Annotated in this window: 22 protein-coding genes and 3 pseudogenes; 10 read left to right on the top strand and 15 right to left on the bottom strand. The window is 70.2% G+C overall.

Going from position 1 to position 20,842, the window contains the following annotated elements:
• The 9 genes and pseudogenes from ACRDSQ_RS08145 to ACRDSQ_RS08105 all read right to left on the bottom strand — a co-directional run.
• Positions 1–298 (bottom strand): annotated as a pseudogene (locus ACRDSQ_RS08145) (hypothetical protein); the annotation flags it as partial.
• An 87-nt stretch (positions 299–385) separates the two neighbouring features.
• Positions 386–1,339: a hypothetical protein gene (locus tag ACRDSQ_RS08140; RefSeq protein WP_431420119.1), complete on the bottom strand. Its 954-nt coding sequence runs from the start codon at positions 1,337–1,339 to the stop codon at positions 386–388.
• Positions 1,340–1,362: 23 nt separating this feature from the next.
• Positions 1,363–2,052 (bottom strand): winged helix-turn-helix domain-containing protein, encoded by a 690-nt coding sequence (locus ACRDSQ_RS08135; protein ID WP_431420118.1) that lies wholly within the window; start codon positions 2,050–2,052, stop codon positions 1,363–1,365.
• The gene (locus tag ACRDSQ_RS08130) at positions 2,049–3,293 is read right to left on the bottom strand and encodes a sensor histidine kinase (protein WP_431420116.1); all 1,245 of its coding nucleotides are present in this window, start codon (positions 3,291–3,293) and stop codon (positions 2,049–2,051) included. Before ACRDSQ_RS08130 ends, ACRDSQ_RS08135 begins: the two co-directional genes overlap by 4 nt.
• A 151-nt stretch (positions 3,294–3,444) precedes the next feature.
• Positions 3,445–4,185, bottom strand: coding sequence for a phosphoglyceromutase (locus ACRDSQ_RS08125; protein WP_431420114.1), 741 nt, complete (start codon positions 4,183–4,185; stop codon positions 3,445–3,447).
• Positions 4,186–4,669: 484 nt separating this feature from the next.
• Positions 4,670–5,593, bottom strand: coding sequence for a DUF4349 domain-containing protein (locus tag ACRDSQ_RS08120; RefSeq protein WP_431420112.1), 924 nt, complete (start codon positions 5,591–5,593; stop codon positions 4,670–4,672).
• Positions 5,594–5,662: 69 nt separating this feature from the next.
• A complete protein-coding gene (locus ACRDSQ_RS08115; RefSeq protein WP_431420111.1) occupies positions 5,663–6,184 on the bottom strand; it encodes a YbjN domain-containing protein in 522 nt (173 codons plus the stop codon).
• Positions 6,181–7,473, bottom strand: coding sequence for a D-inositol-3-phosphate glycosyltransferase (gene mshA, locus ACRDSQ_RS08110; RefSeq protein WP_431420110.1), 1,293 nt, complete (start codon positions 7,471–7,473; stop codon positions 6,181–6,183). Before mshA ends, ACRDSQ_RS08115 begins: the two co-directional genes overlap by 4 nt.
• A 200-nt stretch (positions 7,474–7,673) precedes the next feature.
• Complete coding sequence (locus ACRDSQ_RS08105; protein ID WP_431420108.1) at positions 7,674–8,816, bottom strand: L,D-transpeptidase; 1,143 nt, start codon at positions 8,814–8,816, stop codon at positions 7,674–7,676.
• Between the two features lie 153 nt (positions 8,817–8,969).
• Here ACRDSQ_RS08105 and ACRDSQ_RS08100 point away from each other — a divergent pair, with 153 nt between their 5' ends.
• Complete coding sequence (locus ACRDSQ_RS08100) at positions 8,970–9,728, top strand: SDR family NAD(P)-dependent oxidoreductase (protein WP_431420106.1); 759 nt, start codon at positions 8,970–8,972, stop codon at positions 9,726–9,728.
• Here ACRDSQ_RS08100 and ACRDSQ_RS08095 read toward each other — a convergent pair.
• Positions 9,706–10,797 carry a UDP-N-acetylmuramate dehydrogenase gene (locus tag ACRDSQ_RS08095; RefSeq protein ID WP_431420104.1) on the bottom strand — a complete coding sequence of 364 codons (1,092 nt, stop codon included), beginning with the start codon at positions 10,795–10,797 and terminating at the stop codon, positions 9,706–9,708. The genes ACRDSQ_RS08100 and ACRDSQ_RS08095 overlap by 23 nt on opposite strands.
• Positions 10,798–10,822: 25 nt before the next feature.
• Here ACRDSQ_RS08095 and ACRDSQ_RS08090 point away from each other — a divergent pair, with 25 nt between their 5' ends.
• The 5 genes and pseudogenes from ACRDSQ_RS08090 (at position 10,823) to ACRDSQ_RS08070 (ending at position 13,668) form a co-directional block, all read left to right on the top strand.
• The gene (locus ACRDSQ_RS08090) at positions 10,823–11,320 is read left to right on the top strand and encodes a DUF2505 domain-containing protein (protein WP_431420101.1); all 498 of its coding nucleotides are present in this window, start codon (positions 10,823–10,825) and stop codon (positions 11,318–11,320) included.
• Between the two features lie 3 nt (positions 11,321–11,323).
• Positions 11,324–12,136, top strand: coding sequence for a class I SAM-dependent methyltransferase (locus ACRDSQ_RS08085; RefSeq protein WP_431420099.1), 813 nt, complete (start codon positions 11,324–11,326; stop codon positions 12,134–12,136).
• Between the two features lie 52 nt (positions 12,137–12,188).
• Positions 12,189–12,944, top strand: a complete 756-nt coding sequence (locus ACRDSQ_RS08080; protein WP_431420097.1) for a MerR family transcriptional regulator — start codon at positions 12,189–12,191, stop codon at positions 12,942–12,944.
• Between the two features lie 51 nt (positions 12,945–12,995).
• Positions 12,996–13,115 (top strand): annotated as a pseudogene (locus tag ACRDSQ_RS08075) (maleylpyruvate isomerase family mycothiol-dependent enzyme); the annotation flags it as partial.
• 10 nt (positions 13,116–13,125) lie between these two features.
• A complete protein-coding gene (locus tag ACRDSQ_RS08070) occupies positions 13,126–13,668 on the top strand; it encodes a mycothiol maleylpyruvate isomerase (protein ID WP_431420094.1) in 543 nt (180 codons plus the stop codon).
• A 99-nt stretch (positions 13,669–13,767) separates the two neighbouring features.
• Here the strand turns inward: ACRDSQ_RS08070 and ACRDSQ_RS08065 are convergent.
• Positions 13,768–14,154: pseudogene (locus tag ACRDSQ_RS08065) on the bottom strand (hypothetical protein); the annotation flags it as partial.
• A gap of 223 nt (positions 14,155–14,377) precedes the next feature.
• Here ACRDSQ_RS08065 and purU point away from each other — a divergent pair.
• Positions 14,378–15,253, top strand: coding sequence for a formyltetrahydrofolate deformylase (gene purU, locus ACRDSQ_RS08060; protein WP_431420093.1), 876 nt, complete (start codon positions 14,378–14,380; stop codon positions 15,251–15,253).
• A 383-nt stretch (positions 15,254–15,636) separates the two neighbouring features.
• Positions 15,637–16,491: a GNAT family N-acetyltransferase gene (locus ACRDSQ_RS08055; protein ID WP_431420092.1), complete on the top strand. Its 855-nt coding sequence runs from the start codon at positions 15,637–15,639 to the stop codon at positions 16,489–16,491.
• Here the strand turns inward: ACRDSQ_RS08055 and ACRDSQ_RS08050 are convergent.
• Positions 16,488–17,312 carry an NADP-dependent oxidoreductase gene (locus ACRDSQ_RS08050; RefSeq protein WP_431420091.1) on the bottom strand — a complete coding sequence of 275 codons (825 nt, stop codon included), beginning with the start codon at positions 17,310–17,312 and terminating at the stop codon, positions 16,488–16,490. The genes ACRDSQ_RS08055 and ACRDSQ_RS08050 overlap by 4 nt on opposite strands.
• Entirely contained in the window at positions 17,312–17,752 is a 441-nt protein-coding gene (locus ACRDSQ_RS08045; RefSeq protein WP_431420089.1) for an SRPBCC family protein, read from the bottom strand. Before ACRDSQ_RS08045 ends, ACRDSQ_RS08050 begins: the two co-directional genes overlap by 1 nt.
• A gap of 43 nt (positions 17,753–17,795) precedes the next feature.
• On the opposite strand from ACRDSQ_RS08045, the gene ACRDSQ_RS08040 reads away from it, so the two are divergent.
• A complete protein-coding gene (locus tag ACRDSQ_RS08040; RefSeq protein ID WP_431420088.1) occupies positions 17,796–18,941 on the top strand; it encodes an LOG family protein in 1,146 nt (381 codons plus the stop codon).
• On the opposite strand, the gene ACRDSQ_RS08035 is transcribed toward ACRDSQ_RS08040, so the two are convergent.
• Both ACRDSQ_RS08035 and ACRDSQ_RS08030 read right to left on the bottom strand, forming a co-directional pair.
• Positions 18,912–19,604, bottom strand: coding sequence for a response regulator (locus ACRDSQ_RS08035; protein ID WP_431420087.1), 693 nt, complete (start codon positions 19,602–19,604; stop codon positions 18,912–18,914). The two genes, ACRDSQ_RS08040 and ACRDSQ_RS08035, sit on opposite strands and share 30 nt — an antisense overlap.
• Positions 19,605–19,681: 77 nt before the next feature.
• Positions 19,682–20,224 (bottom strand): YbaK/EbsC family protein, encoded by a 543-nt coding sequence (locus ACRDSQ_RS08030; protein ID WP_431420085.1) that lies wholly within the window; start codon positions 20,222–20,224, stop codon positions 19,682–19,684.
• Between the two features lie 226 nt (positions 20,225–20,450).
• Between ACRDSQ_RS08030 and ACRDSQ_RS08025 the strand changes: the two genes are divergently transcribed.
• Positions 20,451–20,771: a protease inhibitor I42 family protein gene (locus ACRDSQ_RS08025; RefSeq protein ID WP_431420084.1), complete on the top strand. Its 321-nt coding sequence runs from the start codon at positions 20,451–20,453 to the stop codon at positions 20,769–20,771.
• Positions 20,772–20,842: the final 71 nt, after the last annotated feature.

The raw sequence follows: 20,842 nt of genomic DNA, 5'->3' as shown, positions 1-20,842 counted from the left end.
GCTCCGGGGGCGGCGTCGGCGCAGGCTGGCGGCGCTGCGGCGCGGGCTTGGGCGCGTGCGTGGTGCGGCCCTGCCGGTGCGACACCCGCTCCGGCGGCGCCTGCTCCTCGGTGATCGGCAGCATCTTCCCGCTGTCGGACATCACCCGCTCGATGATCGCCTGCGGCGCCGTGTCCGAGCCGTCCTCGGGCTTGCGGCGCCGTCGCCTGGGTGCGCTTTCGCCCGAGGTGCCGCCGTATTTGGCCAGCAACTCGGCAACGGTGCGCTGGGTGCGCTCCGACCCGCCTTCTTGACTCATCCACTCCACCGTGCCCCGTGCTGGCCGATCCGTCCAGTGCCGGCACGCTCCGCGGAGGCTTCCCGGGCGGGAAGTCCCCGACTTATCTCAGTCCGAGGAGACAGTGTGGTCCCCACCGTTCGTCTGGTCCAGCCGCCGGAGGATCACGCCTTCGCGCAGGGCCCACGGCCCGATCTCCAGTTCCGGCAGTGATAACGCTCGCATAGTGGCCTGCGCCACAAGTGCACCGGCCACCAACTGGTGCGCGCGGCTCGGGCTGACGCCCTCCAGTTCGGCGAGATCACCCGCGGACATGCGGGAGATGAACGCGATCAACTGTCGCAGGCCCGCCTCGGTCAGCGTGCGCCGCACCCGCGGTCCGGCCGACGACGGCGCGGCGCCGGTCAGCCGGGCCAGGGTGCGGAACGTCTTGGACGTCGCGACCACCCGATCAGGCTGCCCGAACTTCGCGACACGCCTGGCCACGGGGGCCAACTGCTCGGCGAGCCAGTCGGTGGCCGACTCGATCTCACCGCGCTGGGGCGGGTCGCTGGTGAACCGGGTCCGGGTGAGCCTGCCCGCGCCGAGCGGAAGCGACCACGCGAAATCCGGGTCCTCATCGATGCCCGCGGCGATCTCCAGCGAGCCACCGCCGATGTCGAGGACGAGCAAGTTCCCCGCCGACCAGCCGTACCACCGGCGGGCGGCGAGGAAGGTGTAGCGGGCCTCGTCCTCACCGGAAAGGACCTGCAGATCGACCCCGGTCTCCTTCGCGACCCGGCGCAGCACCTCGGCGGAGTTGCCCGCCTCGCGGACCGCCGATGTGGCGAACGCCATCATCTCGGCGCAGCCAAGCCGGACCGACGACTCCTTGGCCGAGGCGACGGTGCGGACGAGTTCGTCCGCACCGGCCTTGGACAGCATGCCGGAGCGCGTGATCCGCTCCGCGAGCCGCAGCACGGTCTTCTCCGACCGTGCCGGGGTCGGGTGGGCGCCCCGGTGGGCGTCCACCACGAGCAGGTGGACCGTGTTCGATCCGACGTCCAATACCCCGAGGCGCACCGGGGGAACGCTACCCGCTCAGGTCAGGACTCGAACTTGTAGCCGAGCCCGCGGACGGTCACCAGGTGTCGCGGCGACGCCGGGTCCGGCTCGATCTTCGAGCGCAGCCGCTTGACGTGGACGTCGAGGGTCTTCGTGTCGCCGACGTAGTCCGCGCCCCACACCCGGTCGATCAGCTGGCCGCGGGTCAGCACCCGGCCGACGTTGCGGAGCAGGTACTCGAGGAGGTCGAACTCCTTGAGCGGCAAGGGAATCTCCTCACCGTCCACAGTGACCACATGGCGTTCGACGTCCATTCGGACCGGTCCGGCGGCAAGCACCTGCGGGAGCAGCTCACCGTCGCCACCGGCCTCGCCGCCGCGGCGCAGGACGGCCCGGACGCGGGCGATCAGCTCGCGGGCGGAGTACGGCTTGGTCACGTAGTCGTCGGCGCCGAGTTCGAGCCCCACGACCTTGTCGATCTCGCTGTCGCGGGCGGTCACCATGATCACCGGGACGGCCGAGCGCTGGCGGAGCGCCTTGCACACGTCGGTGCCGCTCATCCCGGGGAGCATGAGGTCGAGCAGCACGATGTCGGCGCCGTTGCGGTCGAACTCCGCCAGCGCGTCCTGCCCCGTGGCGGCGATGGCCGTGGTGAAGCCCTCCTTGCGCATCAGGAAGGCGAGCGGGTCGGCGAAGGACTCCTCGTCCTCGACGATCAGCACTCTCGTCATGCCATTCCTCCGTGATCGGTACCGGCGCCGTCGGACTTCGACGGAGCGGCGGACGCGGCCAGCGACGCGACCGCGGTGCGGCCCACCCTGGTCTTCTCCGCGCCGTTGAGGGTGTCCGCACCGGCGGTGGCCGGGGCGTCCAGGTGCGCGGGGATGCGCATGGTGAAGGTGGAGCCGAGACCGGGCTTGCTCCACAGCCTGACCTCGCCGCCGTGGTTGGCGGCGACGTGCTTGACGATGGCCAGGCCCAGCCCGGTGCCGCCGGTGGCCCGCGAGCGTGCCTTGTCGACGCGGTAGAACCGCTCGAAGACGCGCTGCTGCTCCTCCTCGGCGATGCCGATGCCGCGGTCGGTCACCGCGACCTCGATGAACCCGTCGACGAGCGAGCGGCTCACCGAGACCGGGTTGCCCGGCGGCGAGTAGGCCAGCGCGTTCTCCAGCAGGTTCGACAGGGCTGTGACCAGCAGCGTCCGGTCGCCTTCGACGAGCAGACCGCTGTCGGCGTCGGTGGTGACGTCGATGCCGGTGGACTCCATGACCAGCCGCGCGCGGCCGAGGGCCTCGCGGACGACGGCGTCGACCTCGACGGTGTTCATGTCGGGCAGCCGCTCGGCGCCCTGCAGCCGGGAGAGCGCGATCAGCTCGGTCACCAGAGTCCCGAGGCGATTGCCCTCGTGCAGGATCTTGGTGGTGAAGCGGCGCACCTCGACCGGGTCGTCGGCGGCGTCGAGCACGGCCTCGGCCAACAGCGCCATCGCGCCGACCGGAGTCTTGAGCTCGTGGCTGACGTTGGCCACGAAGTCCCGCCGGGTCGCTTCGAGGCGCACGGCGTCGGACTGGTCGTCGGCGTCGACGACGGTGTAGCCCTCGCCCAGCGGCCGGACCTCGCCGAGCACGGCTTCCGGGGTCCGCCCGCCGCGCGACTCCAGCGGCGAGAGGTCGATCTCCACCGGGTCACCGGTCTCCAGGACCAGCTCGGAGGCTTTGCGGGCGCGCTCGTCAACCGCGCGGTTGCGGACTAAACCGAGTTCCTCGGCACGCGGGTTGTAGATCACCACGTCGCCGAAGTGGTTCAGGATGACGACACCGGAGTGCGACGAGTGCACCCAGCGCTGGACAAGATCCGAAACGGTCGGTCCGGTCGGCCTGCGGGCCGGATCCCCGTGCCGGGCGCGCCCGACCAGGTATCCGACGAACAGACCGACGAGCACTCCACACGACAGTGCGATCCACGCGGCCACAGGAGGATCGTAAGCAGGTGGGGAGGGGTTTGGACCAGCCCGACGAGCCGTTCAGTGACAGTGCTGACACCGAACGGCCCCCTTGTTCGCGCCCCAGCCAACCCCGGTTCACCCATTCGTGTCCTACCCACCAGTAACCCACCGGGGGAGGTCAGCGGCCCTGGTTGGCTACCTTGGCGATGGCGACGGTGGCGGCTTCGGGGTCGAGGTAGAGGCCGCCGGGGGTGGTGGGGGCGGCGGACTCGTCGAGGTCGTAGCGCAGCGGGATGCCGGTCGGGATGTTGAGGCCGGCGATGTCCTCGTCGGAGATCGAGTCGAGGTGCTTGACCAGCGCGCGCAGCGAGTTGCCGTGCGCGGCGACCAGCACGTTCCTGCCCGCCTTCAGGTCGGGGACGATCTCGTTCTCCCAGTACGGCACGACCCGGGTGACGACGTCCTTGAGGCACTCGGTCAGCGGCGCCTCGATGCCGGCGTAGCGCGGGTCGCCGTCCTGGCTGAACTCGCTGCCCTTCTCGATGGGCGGCGGCGGGGTGTCGTAGGAGCGGCGCCAGAGCATGAACTGCTCCTCGCCGAACTCCTCGAGGGTCTGCTTCTTGTTCTTGCCCTGCAGGGCGCCGTAGTGGCGTTCGTTGAGCCGCCAGTCGCGCTTGACCGGGATCCAGTGCCGGTCGGCCGCGTCGAGGGCCAGGTTCGCCGTCGAGATCGCGCGCCGCTGCAATGAGGTGTGCACGATGTCGGGCAGCAGGTTCGCCTCACGCAGGAGGTGACCGCCGCGGGCGGCCTCGGCGACGCCCTTCTCCGAGAGCTCCACGTCGACCCAGCCGGTGAACAGGTTCTGCGCGTTCCAGACGCTCTCGCCGTGCCGGATGAGCACCAAGGTTCCAATTGCCATGCGCTGAGCCTGCCAGATCCGGGGCCGGCCGCGGCCGTGAAGGACGTCTCCCCGCCCACCGGAGCGCGTGGGCTGATCGACGGTCGCCACTGGGCCAGATGATGTAACCGAAACCACATGCAGTCCAGCGGATGCCCCAATCGGAGTAATCGACCGCGTGGAGCTGGGAAACTGGCAACCGATAGTCGCAAAAGCCTGAGATTCCGTGACAAAACTGTTACTTACTGACAGCTATTTCCACGATCGGCGTACTACGTGGCCTTGTGTCGGTTGCCCAGGTCTGCCAAGTTGGCTCAAGCCACATCGGGTCTGCTCCCACGCACTCCCTGACCCGAGGTGGCCGCCGTGCGGCTCGACTCCCCTGCCGAGCCGCACCCCCGCACAGCGTGTCCGTGGCCTCCCCCGCCACGTGACCCGAGCGGGTTTGGTCGCGGGGCGGTCCAGATATGCGACTCCCCCCTCGCTGAATCGCCCCGCGACCCTCTTAAGACTCCTGAGTCACCGGCTGGGCGGGCTGCGGCGGCGTCGGTCGGGGCGACCGCCCCCGGTGGCGCCAGACGAAGAAGGCCGGGACCCCCAAGACCACGGCGAACGGCAGCACCAACGCGACCGCCCGCACGACGAACGACGTGGTGTCGACGAACGCCTTCCAGCCGCCCGCGAGGGCGCCGAGCACCGTGTCGTCCTCCGCCGCCGGCGGGGGCGCGCTGTCGCGGGACAGCCGGAGGGTCACCGTCGACATGGCCACGCTGCCCGCGAGCCGCTCCCGGCGCTTGAGCAGCGACTCCAGGTCGGCCTCGCGCCGGGTCACCTCGGATTCGAGCTGGACGATCTCGGAGATCTGCTGGGCCCGGCCCAGCAGCGCCCGCACCCGCTCCAGGCTGGCCCGCTGGGTCTGGATGCGGCTCTCGACGTCGACGATCTGCTCGGTGACGTCCTGCGCGGACTGGCTGCGCGACTCCTCCTTGCCCAGTTCGGGCGCGGACAGCTTGCTCAGCGTGTCGTCGAGTTTGTCGCTCGGGACGTAGAGGGTCATCGTGGCGCTCCGGTCGCCCACCTCGGCCTGACCGGTGTAGCCGCCGGTCCCCACCACGATCTGGCGCGCCCGCTCGGCGCTCTCGCGCACATTCGGCGTGACCAGGACGATCGTGGCCGTGCGGACGAGCTTGCGGTCGACGCCGGGCTGCCCGACCTGCGCGGCCTGCTCCGGCTTCTCACCGGGTGCCGCCTTGTCCGCCCCACCCGAGGTGCCGTAGCCGGTGGCCGCCTCCGGGGCCATGGCGGGGTTCTCGGCGGGCGCGGCGGCGCTGCCGGAGTCCGAGGCGGACGAACCGCAGGCGGTCAGCCCGCCGGTCGCGGCGAGGGCGAGCAACAGTCCTGCTAATCGTCTCTGTTTGGTCGAGCGCATTCGGTGCCTCCCAGTTTCGTCGTCCTCATCAGACGGCGGCGGAGGCACTTCACGTTGCCGAAGTGCTGATCACGACTCGGTTTCGGTCAGTCCCGGCCGATCCTGCCGCTCGGACTGCACCAGGTGCTCGAACGCCTTGAGGTTCGCCAGCGACTCGCCGCGCGAGACCCGCCAGTCCCATTCCCGCCGGATGGAGCTGGCGAAGCCGATCTCCAGGATCGGGTTGAAGTCGCCGTCGGCGGCTTCGAGGACCTGGCCGAGCAGGCGGTCGAGTTCGTCGGCGGTGACCGAACTCAGCGCGACCCGGCCGATCAGGTAGATGTCGCCGACCTTGTCGACGGTGTAGGAGACGCCGTAGAGCTTGGCGTTGCGGCGCAGCAGGTAGCGGTAGACGTCCTCGTGCGCCTCGTCGGGACGGCGGCACACGAACGCCTCCACCACGAGGCCATGGTTGCCGACGATCAACCACGTGTTGGTCTGCTGCTTCTTGGTCCCCGGCAGGGTGACCAGGAACCGGCCCGGCGCGGGGTGGTCGTAGGCGAGCTCGCGCTCGTCGAGGGTCTTCTGGATCAGGGTGTCTAGATCGCTCACACCGCCACCTCAGCACGCGCAGGCGAGTAGCGCAGCGCGTGGTCGGCGTCGGCGTAGGCCGCGATGAGAGCGTCGGTCGTGCGGTCCCAGGAGAAGCGGTGGGCGTGCTGGACGGCGCCCGCGGCCAGGTTGAGACGCAGGCCGGGGCTCATGGCGAGCCTGCCGAGGGTGTCGGCCCAGTCGTCGGTCGCGTGGCCTGCGACGAGCAGGCCGGAGAAGCCGTCGGCCACGGCGACCGGCAGACCACCGACGGCCGCCGCCACGACCGGTGTGCCGCAGGCCTGCGCCTCCAGGGCGACCAGGCCGAAGCTCTCGTTGTGGCTGGGCACGGCCACGGTGTCGGCGGCCCGGTAAATGTCCGCGAGCGCCTCGCCGGACTGCGGCGGGAGGAACCGGACGACATCGGTGATGTCGAGCGCGACAGCCAGGTCTTGCAACGCGGCGGGCTGCTCCAGCCCGGTGCCCGAGGGGCCGCCCGCGACCAGCACGACGAGCCGCTCGCGGGCGATCTCCCCGCGCGCGAGCAACGCGGCGACCGCGCGCAGCAGCACGTCGGGGGCCTTGAGCGGCTGGATGCGGCCGACGAAGGCGAAGACGATCGAGTCGGGGGCGATGCCGAGACGCACCCGGGCGGCGTGCCCGCCGCCGGGCCGGAAGCGTTCGAGGTCGACGCCGGGGGCGATGATGTCGACCTTCTCGGGGTCGGCGTCGTAGAGCGAGACCAGCTGGGCGGCCTCGACGTCGGTGTTGGCGATCAGCCGGTCGGCCTCGTCGACGATCTGCTGCTCGCCGATGACCCGCTGCCGCGGCTCGGGGGTGTCGCCCGCGGCGAGCGCGGCGTTCTTGACCTTCGCCAGGGTGTGCGCGGTGTGCACCAGCGGCACGCCCCAGCGCTTGCGGGTCAGCCAGCCGACCTGGCCGGAGAGCCAGTAGTGGGAGTGCACGAGGTCGTAGTAGCCGGGTTCGCGCCGGGCTTCGGCGCGCAGCACGCCTGCGGTGAAACCGCACAGCTCGGCGGGCAGCTCGGCCCGGTCGAGACCTTCGAACGGTCCCGCGGAGACGTGGCGCACCAGGACACCCGGCGCGAGTTCGGCCACCGGGGGCAGACCCGAGGACGTGGCCCGGGTGAAGACCTCGACCGCGATGCCGCGCTCGGCCATGCGGGTGGCGGTCTCGGTGATGTAGACGTTCATGCCGCCCGCGTCGCCCGTGCCGGGCTGTTCGAGCGGCGACGTGTGCACCGAAAGCACCGCGACGCGGCGCGGCTTGCGCAGCTGAGTGGGAGTCACCCCGGTTCACCCCTTCCGGTCCGCCGCATGGCTGGCGGAGGACGCGGTTCCTCGTCGACGCGTTCGGCGAAGGGCGGAGACCCACCCGGGAGATCCAACGCGGAAACGACCCCGGAATCTTCCCGAGTGCGGGACTCCCCAACCGCTCGGTGAGCTATGTCACATCCGTCCGCGGGTCAGGTGTGGACACACCAGGTTGATCAGCGCAGGGCGGACATCTTCTGCCACTGGCTCCACGGGATCAGCCAGTCGTAGACATCCGAGGTCGTCGGCATGTTCGCCTGGGAACCGGTGACCTCCACCGGGTCGCCGATGATCGCGCTGTCGAAGTACGCCTTGGCGTCGGCCTCGAACAGGTTCACACAGCCGTGCGAGGAGTTGACCTTGCCGATGTTGGCCCGGTTCTCCTCGTTCTCGTGGATGAACTCACCGTGGTTGGAGAAGCGGACGGCCCACTTCTTCTTGACGTTGGTGTAGCCGTACTGCGGGTTGGAGAAGTCGCCGATCGGGTCCTTCTGCATGACGATCATGGTGCCGTTGGGCGTGTTCAGGTTCGGGTCGGCGTCCTTGCCGTTGCTCGCCGGGTAGCTCGCGAAGAGCTTGCCGTCGCGGTAGACGTTCATCTTGTGGTCGGGGGTGTGGATCTTCACGACCTGGTTGCGCCCGATGGTGAACTTCGACGACAGGTCCGCCTTGCCGTAGGCGCCGCCACCGTAGGCCAGCCCGTAGAGCTTCGCGGTGACGGTGACCTTCGTGCCCGCGGGCCAGTACTCCTTGGGCCGCCAGTCGACCTGCTGGTCGTGCAGCCACGCCCACGAGCCCTCGACCGGCTGCGACGTCTCGACCTTGAGGGCCTTCTCCACGGCGGCCTTGTCGGTCACCTTGCCCTCGGGGAACTTGATGCTGATCGGCATCGCGACACCCACCGTGGCGTTGTCGCCGGGGTTGACCGTGGCGCGCGGGGTCTTCGCGGGCTTGAGGGTGGTGAAGGTGCCCTTGAGCTCGACCTTCTTGCCGTCGGTCCCGGTCGCGGACGCCGTGTAGGTGTACTTCTTGGCGTAGCCGAGCACCTCGCCGGACTTCCAGGTGAGCTTGTCGGGGGCCAGTTCGCCCGCGACGGGCTTGCCGCCGTCGTTGGTGAGTTCGACCTCGTCGAGGGTGCCCTCGGTGACCGACACCGTGACCGGCTCGGTCGGCGGGACGTCCTTGGCGTCGGCGGCCGGGCTCGCGACGAGCTTCGCCTTGGGCGGCTCGTCGTTGCCGGTGGAACCACCGCCGGGGCCAGGGGATTCGGACGTGCATCCGGCGACCAGCGCCAAGGCCAGGAACAAGGTTCCCAGCATCCTCAGCACCACTGCCGTCCGACTGCGTCTCACCGTCTTGCCTCCTGTGTCGAGTCTCGTCCCCACCGATGGGGACGCGCCACCCGCCGCCCGGGTGGGGTCGCTGTGACCGTGCTCATACATGGTTGACGGCGGGTGGGGAAGGATTGCGCCGTGAACAACGCAATCGCGGTAGTGACCGGCGCCAGTGCGGGGATCGGCGCGGCCACCGCCCGCCACCTCGCGGCCGCCGGGTTCGACGTCGTCCTGGGCGCCCGGCGCCTCGACCTGCTCGAGAAGGTCGCCGCCGAGGTCAGCGGACAGGCGATCGAGTTGGACGTGACCGATCCGGCGTCGATCGAGTCCTTCTGCGCCCGGGTTCCACAGTGCCACGTCTTGGTGAACAACGCCGGTGGCGCCCGCGGTCTCGACCGCGTCCTCGACGCCGACGAGGACCGCTGGCAGTGGATGTGGGACGCCAACGTCATGGGCACCCTGCGGATGACCAAGGCCCTGCTGCCGAAGCTGGTCGCGTCCGGCAACGGGCACGTGGTCACGGTGACGTCCATCGCCGCGACCGAGATCTACGACGGCGGCTCCGGGTACACCGCGGCCAAGCACGCCCAGTCCGCGCTGCACCGCACCCTGCGCGGCGAGCACCTCGGGCAGCCCGTGCGGTTCACCGAGGTGCTGCCCGGCATGGTCGAGACGGACTTCTCGGCCAACCGGTTCGACGGGGACCAGGAGCGCGCGGAGAAGGTCTACGAGGGCATCGACCCGCTGACCGCCGACGACGTCGCCGAGGTGATCACGTTCGCGGTGACCCGGTCGCCGCACGTGAACCTGGACCAGATCGTCATGAAGCCCCGCGCCCAGGCCTCAGCGACCAGGGCGCACCGGGTCCAGCGCGCTAGAGTTCGCAGTTCACCATGACGGGCTCGGGGTGCAGGTCGACGCCGAAGGTCGCGCGGACGCCGTCGCGGACCTCGGCGGCCAGCGCCAGCAGGTCCGCCGTGGTCGCGTTGCCGCGGTTGGTCAGGGCCAGGGTGTGCTTGGCCGAGAGCGCGACCCGGCCGCCGGGGCCTTCGTGGCCCTTGGCGAAGCCCGCGCGCTCGATCAGCCAGGCGGCCGACAGCTTCGACGCGCCGGGGCCCGCGGGGTACTTCGGGACCGACACGTCCGGGCCGACCCGCTCGACGATGCGGGCCATGACGCCCTCGATGTCGACGTCGGCGACGATCGGGTTGGTGAAGAACGAGCCCGCGCTCCACGTGTCGTGGTCCAGCGGGTCGAGGACCATTCCCTTGCCGCGGCGCAGGGTCAGCACGGCTTCGCGGGCGGCGGCCACCGGGACCCGGTCGTCCTGGCGGACGCCGAGGGCGCGGGCCAGCTCGGTGTAGCGGATCGGCGCGGACATGCCGTCGTCGACCAGTTCGAAGCGGGCACGCAGCACGACCGCGCGGTCGGTGCCCTTGAGGATGCTGGTGCGGTAGCCCAGGCCCAGCTCGGAGACGTCGAGGGTGCGCACCTCGGTGGTCTCGCGATCGAGAAGGTCGACCGAGACCAGGACCTGGGAGATCTCGACGCCGTACGCGCCGACGTTCTGCACGGGGGTCGCGCCGACGAAGCCGGGGATGCCGGAGAGGCACTCCAGGCCGCCGAGCCCGGCCTCCACGGTGCCGGCGACGACGGTGTCCCAGTCCTCGCCCGCCTCGACGGTCAGCTGGACCCGGCCGGGCGAGGTGCAGTCGATCTTGCTGCCGCGGTTGGCGACCCGCACGACGGTGCCGTCGAAGCCCGCGTCGGCGATCACCAGGTTGGATCCGCCGCCGAGAACAAGCAGCGGGGTGCCCGTGCCGTCGGCCGCGCGGACCGCGTCGACCACCTCGGCGGCGGTCGCGGCGGCCACGAAATCGGCGGCCGGACCACCGAGGCGCAAGGTGGTGTAGCCGCTGAGCGGAACGTCCGTCCGGACGCCGGCACCGAGTGGGAGGCTGGTCACGGGACCCAACGGTAACCTCCTGGCCATGGCTAGCCGCATCGAGCACCGCGCCGCGTTCACCCGACCGGCCTCCGAGGTCCACGCCGCGCTCGTCGACCGGGCGTTTCTCGACGCGCGGCTGCGCGAACTGGGCGGCAAGGACGCCATGCTGCTGGACTACGCGGTCAGCGGCGACACGGTGACCTTCAAGCTGCGCCAGGGTGTCGACGCGCAGCGGCTGCCCTCGGTCGTGCGCACCGTGATCAAGGGCGACCTGATCGTCGAGCGCACCGAGTCGTGGCGGCCGGACGGAGCCGCTTTCACCGGCTCGACCGCGGCGAACGTCTCGGCCGTGCCGGGCGACATCAAGGGCGCGTTCCGGCTCGCGGACACCGCGGGCGGCAGCGAGTGGTCGACCCGCGGCGAGGTGAAGGTCAGCATCCCGTTCATCGGTGGCAAGATCGAATCGGTCATCGCCGAACAGGTCAACCGGCTGCTCGCCGCCGAGGCCGAGTTCGCCGCGAAGTGGCTCGCCGGTAAGTAGCGCGTGGCCCGTACCCCCCGCTTGGCCGCGGGTCGAGCCCGAGCCCTCGGCAGCCCGACGCGCGGCACGACCAACCCGAACCGGCTGCGCCGGGTCGACCGTTGGCTGGTCGGGTCCCCCGACGTGCGCGCGGCCCTGACCGCGGCCGCCGACCCGCTCGCCGTCGACCTCGGCTACGGCGCGACGCCGATCACCACGGTCGAGATGGCGGCCAGGCTGCGCACCGTGCGGGCGGATGTGCGGGTGCTGGGCCTGGAGATCGACCCCGAGCGGGTAGCCGCTGCCCTGCCGGTCGCCGACCCGCCCAGGCTGGAGTTCCGGCGCGGCGGGTTCGAGCTCGCGGGTGCCCGACCGGTGCTGCTGCGCGCGTTCAACGTGTTGCGGCAGTACACGAAGGAGGAGTCGGCGGCGGCGTGGGCGACCATGCTCGCGCGGCTCGCGCCCGGCGGTCTGCTGGTCGAGGGCACGTGCGACGAGATCGGCAGGCGCTGCTGCTGGATCACGCTCGACGCGTCCGGACCCCGCACGTTCACGCTGTCCTGCCTGCCGTCCGGGATCGAGCGGCCCTCGGACCTGGCCGAGCGGCTGCCGAAGGCACTCATCCACCGCAATGTCCCAGGCGAGCGCGTCCACGACCTGCTCGCCGCTTTGGACGGCTGCTGGGCCACCGCGGCGTCGTTCGCCCCCTTCGGCCCGCGGGCGCGGTGGGTGGAGACCATCCGGGCGTTCGCGGCGGCGGGGTGGCCGGTGCTCGACACCCGGCGGCGCTGGCGGCTCGGCGAAGTCACCGTGGAGTGGTCCGCCGTCGCGCCTTGACATTGACGCTGCGTCAACTTCTACCGTTGACCTCGGCAAGGAGGGAGACGGGATGCGCTGGTCGATCGCCCAGGTCGCGCGGATGTCGAAGGTGACGTCACGGACCCTGCGGCACTACGACGACATCGGGCTGCTGCCGCCGGAGTCGGTGGGCCACAACGGTTACCGCTACTACGGGCAGCAGCAGTTGCTGCGGCTGCAGCAGATCCTGGTCCTGCGTGAGCTGGGGCTGGGTCTCGACGCGATCGCCGAGATCGTCGACAACGGCCGCGACAAGGTGGAGGCGCTGCGCCTGCACCACCGCTGGCTGCTCGCCGAGCGCGACCGGTTCGACCGGCTGGCCGAGACCGTCTCCCGGACGATCAAGGATGTGGAGGGAGGACACAAGATGACGACCGTTGAGCACTGGTTCGAGGGATTCGACTCCCCTCGGCAGGCGGCGTTGCAGCAGGAGGCCCGCGAGCGGTGGGGAGCGTCGGACGTGGACGCCGCGACCGAGCGGGTCAAGGGCAAGGGCGAGGACTGGTGGCGCGACCAGGGACAGACCTGGGTGGCGTCGCTGGAGGCTCTCGTCGCGCACATCGACGCGGGACGTGAGCCGGCGGATCCGCTGGTGCAGGAGACGATCGAGGGCCACCACCGGTGGCTGACGAGCTTCTGGACCCCGAACCGCGAGTCCTACACGGGCCTCGGCGACGTGTACGCCGACGACCCGCGGTTCCGGGCGAAGTTCGACGACACCGACCCCCGCCTCGCGGAGTTCCTGCGCGCGGCGATGGCCGAGTACGCCCGCACAAGGCTCGACTAGCACCCGGCGGGGGAGCTGCAGATCCCCCGCCGCGCGCTCTAAGGTCGGACGGTGGACTTCGCCAAGGCAGTCGACCAGATCCGCCTCCACTCCACCGCCCTGCGCGCGGCGGCCATCGACGCGGGCCCGGAAGCGGCGGTGCCGACATGTCCGGAGTGGACTGTCCACCAGCTGGTGTCCCATGTGGCCCGAGCCCAGTCCTGGCCCGGCGCGGAAGCCCCATCCCCGCCCGGCACCGGAGGATTGGGGCGAGCTGCTGGCGTGGTGGAGCCCGGAGTCCTTCTGCGACACACTGCTGTCCGCCGCGGCACTGTGGCCGCACACGACCCTCATGTGGTGGGCGCGAAGGTCGGCCCACGAGGCCGCCATCCACCGTCTTGACGCCGAGCACGCGCGTGGCCTGCCAGTGCCCACGCTCCTTTTCGACCCCGACTTCGCCGCGGACGGCATCGACGAACTGCTGTCCCTGATCGCCGCCCGCCGCTGCACCGTGGCCGCCCCCGCCGAGGTCCTGCTGCACGCCGCCGACGCCGGCCGGGTGTGGAACCTGCGGCTGGCCCCCGGCCAGGGCGTGGAGGTGGGCAACGACGAGGGCCCCGCGATCGACTTCGACGCAGCCATCGTCGGCACCGCCGACGCGGTTTACCGGGCCCTATGGCGCAGACCGAGCGCCGCCATCATCACGGGCGACCAACTACTGCTGAACCAACTCAAGTCCCCGTAGCCTGTCTCGGCCCCAACCCCCAATAACCACAACGAAACGCAACGGGCCGAACCCAACGGCCTGTTCGGGTGGTTCGCCTTGATTCGGGGGGAGAAGGACCTAAACTCGCGTGGCGCGGGGCAGTTTCATCATCTGCCCGCCGTGGGTTCCAGCACGGCGGAACGTCGATCGTGGACGCAGCGGCTGATCCTGGTCCCCCGAGTTGCGTTGGATGTCCGGGGGAACGGTCGACCCAGGTGCGGAACGTGCGGTCCACGGTCCGGTCGTGGGTTCAGGTGCTTGCGGGTGGGTGAGTGTCAGGTGGTTTCCTCCAGGAGGTTGGCTTCGAGGGCGGCGATCAGGGTGCGGTCGGCTGCCAGGTCTGTCCGGGGGCCGCGGCCGTAGCCGAGCCAGGTGAGGGTCTTGCCGGGGTGGGACTCCTTCCAGTCGGCGACCAGGCGGTCGGTTGGACAGTGAGTCGGAGCGGTACAGCCGTCCCCAGCGGACCGTGCGGCCGTCGGCGGTGGCATAGCCGCCTAAAGTCGCGGAAGTTGTGCAGGCGGGCGAATTCGATGTGTCTCCTCACGGTTCGACTGTACGAGTGATCATCGTGGCGACAGGGCGATGACAGGGCGGATGTCGAGGGCGATTCATGTTCGGGCTGGTCACAGGGGTGAGGGTGGTCCGGCCGGAGCACGCGGGCCGACGAGCGCCTGACAGAATCGGGGGCGTGCCGCCGAACGAACGTCGCTATGTGATCAAGCTCGGGTGTCCGGACCGGACCGGGATCGTGGCGCGGATCGCGTCGTTCTTGACCGAGGCCGGTGGGTGGATCGTCGAGGCGGACTACCACTCCGATCCGGACACCAACTGGTTCTTCACCCGGCAGGAAGTCCGGGCTGACTCGCTGCCGTTCGGCGTGGACGAGTTGCGGGCGCGGTTCGCCGAGGTGGCTCGGCAGCTCAGCCCGCTGTCGGACTGGAGCATCATCGACACCGGGGTCAAGCGGCGCGTGGTGATTCTGGTGTCCAAAGAAGGGCACTGCCTCTACGATCTGCTCGGCCGCGTGCACGGCCGCGAGCTCGATATCGACGTCCGCGCGGTCATCGGCAACCACCGCGACCTCGCCGACATCACCCGGGCGCACGGGATCCCGTTCCACCACGTGCCGTTCCCGCCCGGCGACCCAGAGGGCAAGGCGGCCGCTTTCGCGCAGTTGGCACAACTGGTGGACGCGGCGACCCCGGACGCGATCGTGTTGGCCCGGTTCATGCAGGTGTTGCCCGCCGAGCTGTGCGCGCGGTGGACTGGTCGCGCGCTGAACATCCATCACAGCTTCCTTCCTTCGTTCGTCGGCGCGCGCCCATATCACCAGGCGCACCAGCGTGGGGTGAAGCTGATCGGCGCGACGTGCCACTACGTGACCGCGGAGCTCGACGCCGGGCCGATCATCGAGCAGAACGTGATTCGGGTGAACCACGGCGACTCAGTGGCCGACATGGTGCGCAAGGGGCGTGACATCGAGAAGGTCGTGCTCGCGGGTGGGCTCCGGGCGCACCTGCAGGGACGGATCCTCGTGCACGGCAACAAGACCGTCGTCTTCTGACGCGACACTCCGAGCGGCGGGGTAACCCGATGGAGGCGACCGGAGGCACGCCCCGCAACGCACGCGCGCACTCGCAAAGACGGGCGCCGCTTCGCAAGACGGGGCGTGGCAATGACGGAAAGCGGCGTGACCGGTGCCGTGTCGAGGGGCAGCCATGAGAAACGGGATCGCGGCACAGATACTGCACAGATACTGCACAGAACCCTTGTGTCTCAATAGTTTTCACGGTTGTCCTCCCGACTCGGTGATTCCAGGTTAGGTGGCCGACCGTGGCCTGTCATTGCCTCTTTAGCATGGGGATGGACGTTTGACGGGCGGCGATCCGTGTGCTTCGCCGGTTAATTCGATTGCCGAGCACTGCCTTGTGTCGCCATGCTTTCCCTATGACCATCCGACCCGCCGACCAGGTTCCCACCACCGATCCTCGCCCGCTGTCCCTTGTGGACCTGACTGCTTGCCTCGAGCTCGCGGACAACCGCGAATGGCCGTACGAGGACCGCAAGTGGGAATTCCTGCTGCGGGTAGGCCAGGGATACGGAATCGTCGACGCGGCCGGGAAACTGGCCGCGTCGGCCGTTCTCACGCGCCTCGATGGTGTGGCGGCGATCAGCATGGTGCTGGTGGCCGACCGGTATGAGGGTCGCGGACTCGGCAAGCGGATCATGCGCCATGTGATGGCCGAGGCGGGTGACAGCATTGTCACCCTCTACGCGACCTCCTACGGCAGGCCGCTCTACGAAAAGCTTGGCTTCGAAGCCGCTTCCGGCTGCGACGTCTTCCTCGGCGGCTTCACCGGAACCGCGGAGCACACCACGCGCCCGGCGACGGCTGCCGATCTTCCCGCGATCCGCCGGCTGGACGCAGAGGTGCTCGGCATCGACCGGACGCACGTTCTCGACCGGCTGCCCGAGTACGCCGACCACATCCGGGTCCTCGAGCGCGACGGGTCGATCACCGGCTACGCGGCGGCCACCCGGGCGATGTCGACACAGGACTACACCCAGATCGGCCCAGTGATCGCCGCCGACGAAGCCGACGCACGGGCGCTGATCGGGGATCTGGCGGCAGGCGGCCGGATTCGCATCGACCTCGACCCCGCGCAGTCGGAACTGCCCACCTGGTGCAAGGAAAATGGCCTGGAAGTCCTCTTCCAGGCCACATCCATGGTCGTCGGCGGCGTGCCGCTGCCGGGCGACCGCACGCGGCTGTTCGCGCCGCTGCTTCCGGCGATCGGCTAGACCAGCCGCACCAGCATCTTCCCCGTGTTGCCGCCGCTGAGCAGCGAAAGGAACGCCTCAGGCGCGTTGCGCAGGCCGTCGACCACGGTCTCCGTGTAGCGCAGTTCGCCGGACTTGATCCAACCGCCGACCTCGCGAACGAAGTCCGCACGGCGGGCCGCGTGGTCGCTCACCAGCATGCCGCGCATCGTGATGCGCTTGCCGACAATCTGCATGAGGTTTCGCGGCGCGGGCGTGGGCTCGGTCGCGTTGTAGAGCGAGATCATGCCGCACACGGCGATCCGGCCGTGGACGTTCATCGCCGAGATGGCGGCTTCCAGGTGGTCACCGCCGACGTTGTCGAAGTACACGTCGATGCCGTCGGGCGCCGCCGAGGCCAGCTGTTCGCCGATTGGCGCCGCCTTGTAGTCGAGCGCGGCGTCGAAGCCGAGGTCGAGCAGGTGCTGGACCTTGTCCGCCCCGCCCAGCGGCGAGACCGTCGGGTCGACCTTGGCGACCGCGTCCGCCCGCACGATCGCGTGGTCGCGCCACCCGGCGCCGTGCAACACGAAGTCGCCCGGCGCCAGCGAGTCCACAGTGGACTCAAGTACCTCGCCCACCGCCCCGCCGTGCATCACCTCACCGAGCGCATATGGCTCGGCATAAGACTTCGCGGCGCTCATCCGTCCCCGCATGTACGGGTCGAGACTCATGACGTGGTTGCGCACCAGGATCTCGCCTGCCGCCGGAGCGGGCAGCGAGGTCTCGACGAAGGCGAAGTTCTCCAGCCTCGGCACACCTTTGGGCCTGCCGGCGAGATGCACTTCCAGGGCGGCGGTCATCAGCTCTCCAGTTCCCGCTTCAGGTTGGCCAGCAGCTCGCCGTGGATGCGGCGCAGGCCCGCCGGGGCGAAGATCCGCTCGAAGAACCCGCCGACGCCGTTGGCGCCTTCCCACGTCGTGACGACCCGCACGGTGCTCGTGTCCCCGGACCCCTCGACGGTCCAGGTGCTGATCAGCGTGGAGTTCTTGTCGGCCTCGACCAGCACGTCCGGCTGCGGCGCGCTGACCTCGACCAGCACGTCGCGGACCCGCTTCGCGGTGGCCTGCAGCGTCCAGTGCACGACCGTGCCCGGACCGGTTCCGCCGGAGCGGACCTCGTAGTCGCGGTAGTGCTCGGTGAGGATCTTCCCGCGCACGCCCGCGTAGTCCGCGACAGCGGCGCGAGCCTGCTCGACGGGGACATTGATCACCTGTTCGGCGACAGCCTGGACCTGGTTCATCGTTCTCCGTACTTCGAATCGGCGACGCCCGTACGCTACTCGCGTGCGGACTGAGATCACCGACCTGGACACGCTCCGCCGCCACCGCGCGGAGAACCGCGACCTGCGGGGAGTCGTGCTCGTCCGGCTCGACCTGACCGCCCGCGAGGACGACGCGCTGCTGCGCACAGCCCTGGACGACGCGCTGCTGCTCGGCTGCGTCCTCACCCCGGAGGCGGCCAGGCGAGCGGAGGCGGCGGGCGCACTGGCGTTCCCCGCCGTCCCCGACCTGCCGTACGACATGTACCGGTCGACCCTCTACACCGCCACCGAGCTGTTCGACGGCTTCGACCCCGCCCGCCCGGAGTCCTACGCGGGCACCCCGGACGCCCGGATCTACCGGCACACCAAGGAAACCAAGCTCGACCCGCTGCACGCGCTGACCGAGCGGCTGCACGACCACAGCATCTCCGAGGCGCTCGCCGACGCCATGACCGGCCACCCGGTGGCGGTGATGGGCGGCCACGCACTGACCCGCGACTCACCCGGATACCGCGACGCGGTGGAACTCGGCGTCACCCTCGGCCAGGAGGGTTTCACCGTCCTGACCGGCGGCGGACCGGGCGCCATGGAGGCGGTCCCGCTGGGCGTGCGGCTCTCCCACACGTCCTCTGTGGACTCTGTGAACGACGTGGTGCGCTCACTCGCCATCGCGCCGAAGTTCGCGAGCGGCGCCACGGTCGACGCGAGCGAGATCGGCACCTGGCTGGCCGCGGGCCTGGCGGTCGACCTGCCCGTCGACCACACCCCGCGCACGATCGGCATCCCCACGTGGTTCTACGGCCACGAGCCGCCGAACCCGTTCTGCGAGCTGCACGCGAAGTACTTCGCCAACTCGGTGCGCGAGGACGGCCTGCTGACCATCGCCACCGGCGGCATCGTCTACACCCCGGGGAGCGCGGGCACGGTCCAGGAGGTCTTCCAGGACTACACGCAGAACCACTACTCGTCGATCGGCCCGCCAGCGCCGATGATCTTCCTCGGCAGCCGGTTCTGGAACGAGGACGTGCCCGCCGCGCCCCTGGTCCGCAGGCTCGCGCGCGGGCGCGAAGCGGAGCCATGGATCATGGTCACCGACGACATCGACGAAGCAGTGACCCTGCTGCGGAACTACGCCGAGTCAGTCCAGCAGGCCGGCGCGCTGCGCTAGGACCGCCGCGGTGACCCGGTTCGAGCAGCCGGTGGCCGCCAGGATCTCCGAGACGTACCCGCGCACCGTCGAGTCCGACAGGCGCAGCTCCTCGGCGATCTCGTTGTTGCTGCGTCCCATGCCGACCAGCCGCAGCACGTCGCGCAGGCGCGCGGAGAACCGGGCGACCTCGGCGGCGGCGCCGATGCGGTCGAGGTGGTGGGAGGCGAGGTGGCCCATCAGGTCGTGCGTCAGCGTCGGGTCAAGCACGGCACCGCCGCGCGCCGCGACGCGGACCGCGCGCACCAGCTCGGCCGGGTCGACGTGCTTGAGCAGGAAGCCCTTCGCGCCGAGCCGCAGCGCGGAGGCCACGGCCTGGTCGGCGTGGAACGTGGTGAGCACCACCACGGCGGGCATGGTCGGCAGCCTGCGCAGCTCGCGGAGCGCGTCAAGACCATCCATCCGGGGCATCTTCAGGTCCAGCAGCAGGACGTCGAGGTCCTGGGTGCGGGCCAGCTGCAGCGCCTCGCCACCATCGGCGCCCTCACCGACCACCTGCAGGTCAGGGGCGGAGCTGAGGATCTTGGAGACGAACGCGCGCGCCATCGGCTCGTCGTCGACCACGCCCACGCGAACGGTGGCCCGCTCGGTGGTCAGACCGTCCACATCGAACTGCGCCGTCACGGCACGCCCCTTTCAAGGTTCTCTGGCAAATAGGACCTGACCAGGCACGTTCTCGGCTACCGACGTTCGTAGGTTCTTCAGCGGGCGAGGTCCTCGATGACCTCCGCGCCAGGCAGCGCGGCGAGCACGTCGCCCGGGACGAACAACTTGCTGCCGCGGATTCCGCTGCCGATGACAAGCTCGGGTGCGGCGGCGACGGCGGCGTCGATGAGCAGCGGCCAGTCGGCGGGCAGGCCGATCGGGGTGATGCCGCCGTGGGCCATGCCGGTCGCCTCGACCGCGCGGTCCATCGGCGCGAACGACGCCTTGCGCACGTCGAGCCTGCGTCGGGCGACGCCGTTGACGTCGGCGCGCGTGGTGGCGAGCACCAGGCAGGCGGCGAGTTTCTCCTCGCCGCCGCGCTTGCCCAGGACGACCACGCAGTTGGCCGACACGGTGAGCGGCGAGCCGTAGGCGTCGCAGAACGCGGCGGTGTCGGCGAGGTCGGGATCGATGCGGGCCACGCCGACGCGATCGGCCCCGTCCACCGTGGCAAGCGCTTTCGCCACCGGCTCGGCGAGTAGATCCGCGTGGTCCAGGGCGGGCACGACGGTCAGGCTTCCGGCGATGTTCCAGATCACCCATCCAGATTAGCCACGCCATTGCCGGTGATCGGCAAATTGGCCGGTCGGGGACGTATCCAGGCACGGCAACCCGCCTCTTGCAGGTGACCGGAGAAATACTCGGACCGCGAGGAGTGGCGATGAACCCCGACCGACTGAGGGTGGCCGCCGCCGAGACAAGGCCGCGACCGCAGCTCGGCGCCTGCCCGGCCGCGGTCTGATCCCATGTGCAGAGGAGCCACCGATGGCGCTGGTTCACCTGTCGGCGACAGACGCCGACGGGCCGACGGAGCTGCACCGTGGCGACACGGTGGAGCTGCGGTTGCCGGAGTCGCTGAGCACCGGTTACCGCTGGCGCTGGCGACTGCCGGTGACGCTGCGGATGGTGGCCGACGAGCACGTCACGCACGCTGGTGCGAAGGTGGACATGCCGGGCTCGGCGGGTGTGCGCAGGCTCGCGTTCGACGTGACCGCGGCGGGGCTGCACGAGCTCCGGGCCGAGCTGGCCCGACCGTGGGAGGGCGAGGCGCAGCAGGCGCTCACGTTCGTCCTCCACGCACTGTGACGAATGTTCGGGATGGGTTCATCAGTTTGGGTGAGGTCAATTCGGATGCGACGCATCAGCCCACTTCACAG

The sequence above is a fragment of the Actinokineospora sp. genome, from assembly GCF_050699995.1.
Classification (GTDB): Bacteria; Actinomycetota; Actinomycetes; order Mycobacteriales; family Pseudonocardiaceae; genus Actinokineospora.
The sequence above is the reverse complement of the archived record's forward strand: the minus strand, read 5'-3'. Positions and strand labels throughout refer to the sequence as shown.

Bases quoted from the DNA above. Each gene is read 5' to 3' on its own strand.
- ACRDSQ_RS08135 (WP_431420118.1), bottom strand. From the start codon at position 2,052: ATGACGAGAGTGCTGATCGTCGAGGACGAGGAGTCCTTCGCCGACCCG.
- ACRDSQ_RS08125 (WP_431420114.1), bottom strand. From the start codon at position 4,185: ATGGCAATTGGAACCTTGGTGCTCATCCGGCACGGCGAGAGCGTCTGG.
- ACRDSQ_RS08120 (WP_431420112.1), bottom strand. From the start codon at position 5,593: ATGCGCTCGACCAAACAGAGACGATTAGCAGGACTGTTGCTCGCCCTC.
- ACRDSQ_RS08105 (WP_431420108.1), bottom strand. From the start codon at position 8,816: ATGCTGGGAACCTTGTTCCTGGCCTTGGCGCTGGTCGCCGGATGCACG.
- ACRDSQ_RS08090 (WP_431420101.1), top strand. From the start codon at position 10,823: ATGGCTAGCCGCATCGAGCACCGCGCCGCGTTCACCCGACCGGCCTCC.
- ACRDSQ_RS08080 (WP_431420097.1), top strand. From the start codon at position 12,189: ATGCGCTGGTCGATCGCCCAGGTCGCGCGGATGTCGAAGGTGACGTCA.
- ACRDSQ_RS08070 (WP_431420094.1), top strand. From the start codon at position 13,126: ATGTGGCCCGAGCCCAGTCCTGGCCCGGCGCGGAAGCCCCATCCCCGC.
- ACRDSQ_RS08055 (WP_431420092.1), top strand. From the start codon at position 15,637: ATGACCATCCGACCCGCCGACCAGGTTCCCACCACCGATCCTCGCCCG.
- ACRDSQ_RS08050 (WP_431420091.1), bottom strand. From the start codon at position 17,312: ATGACCGCCGCCCTGGAAGTGCATCTCGCCGGCAGGCCCAAAGGTGTG.
- ACRDSQ_RS08045 (WP_431420089.1), bottom strand. From the start codon at position 17,752: ATGAACCAGGTCCAGGCTGTCGCCGAACAGGTGATCAATGTCCCCGTC.
- ACRDSQ_RS08025 (WP_431420084.1), top strand. From the start codon at position 20,451: ATGGCGCTGGTTCACCTGTCGGCGACAGACGCCGACGGGCCGACGGAG.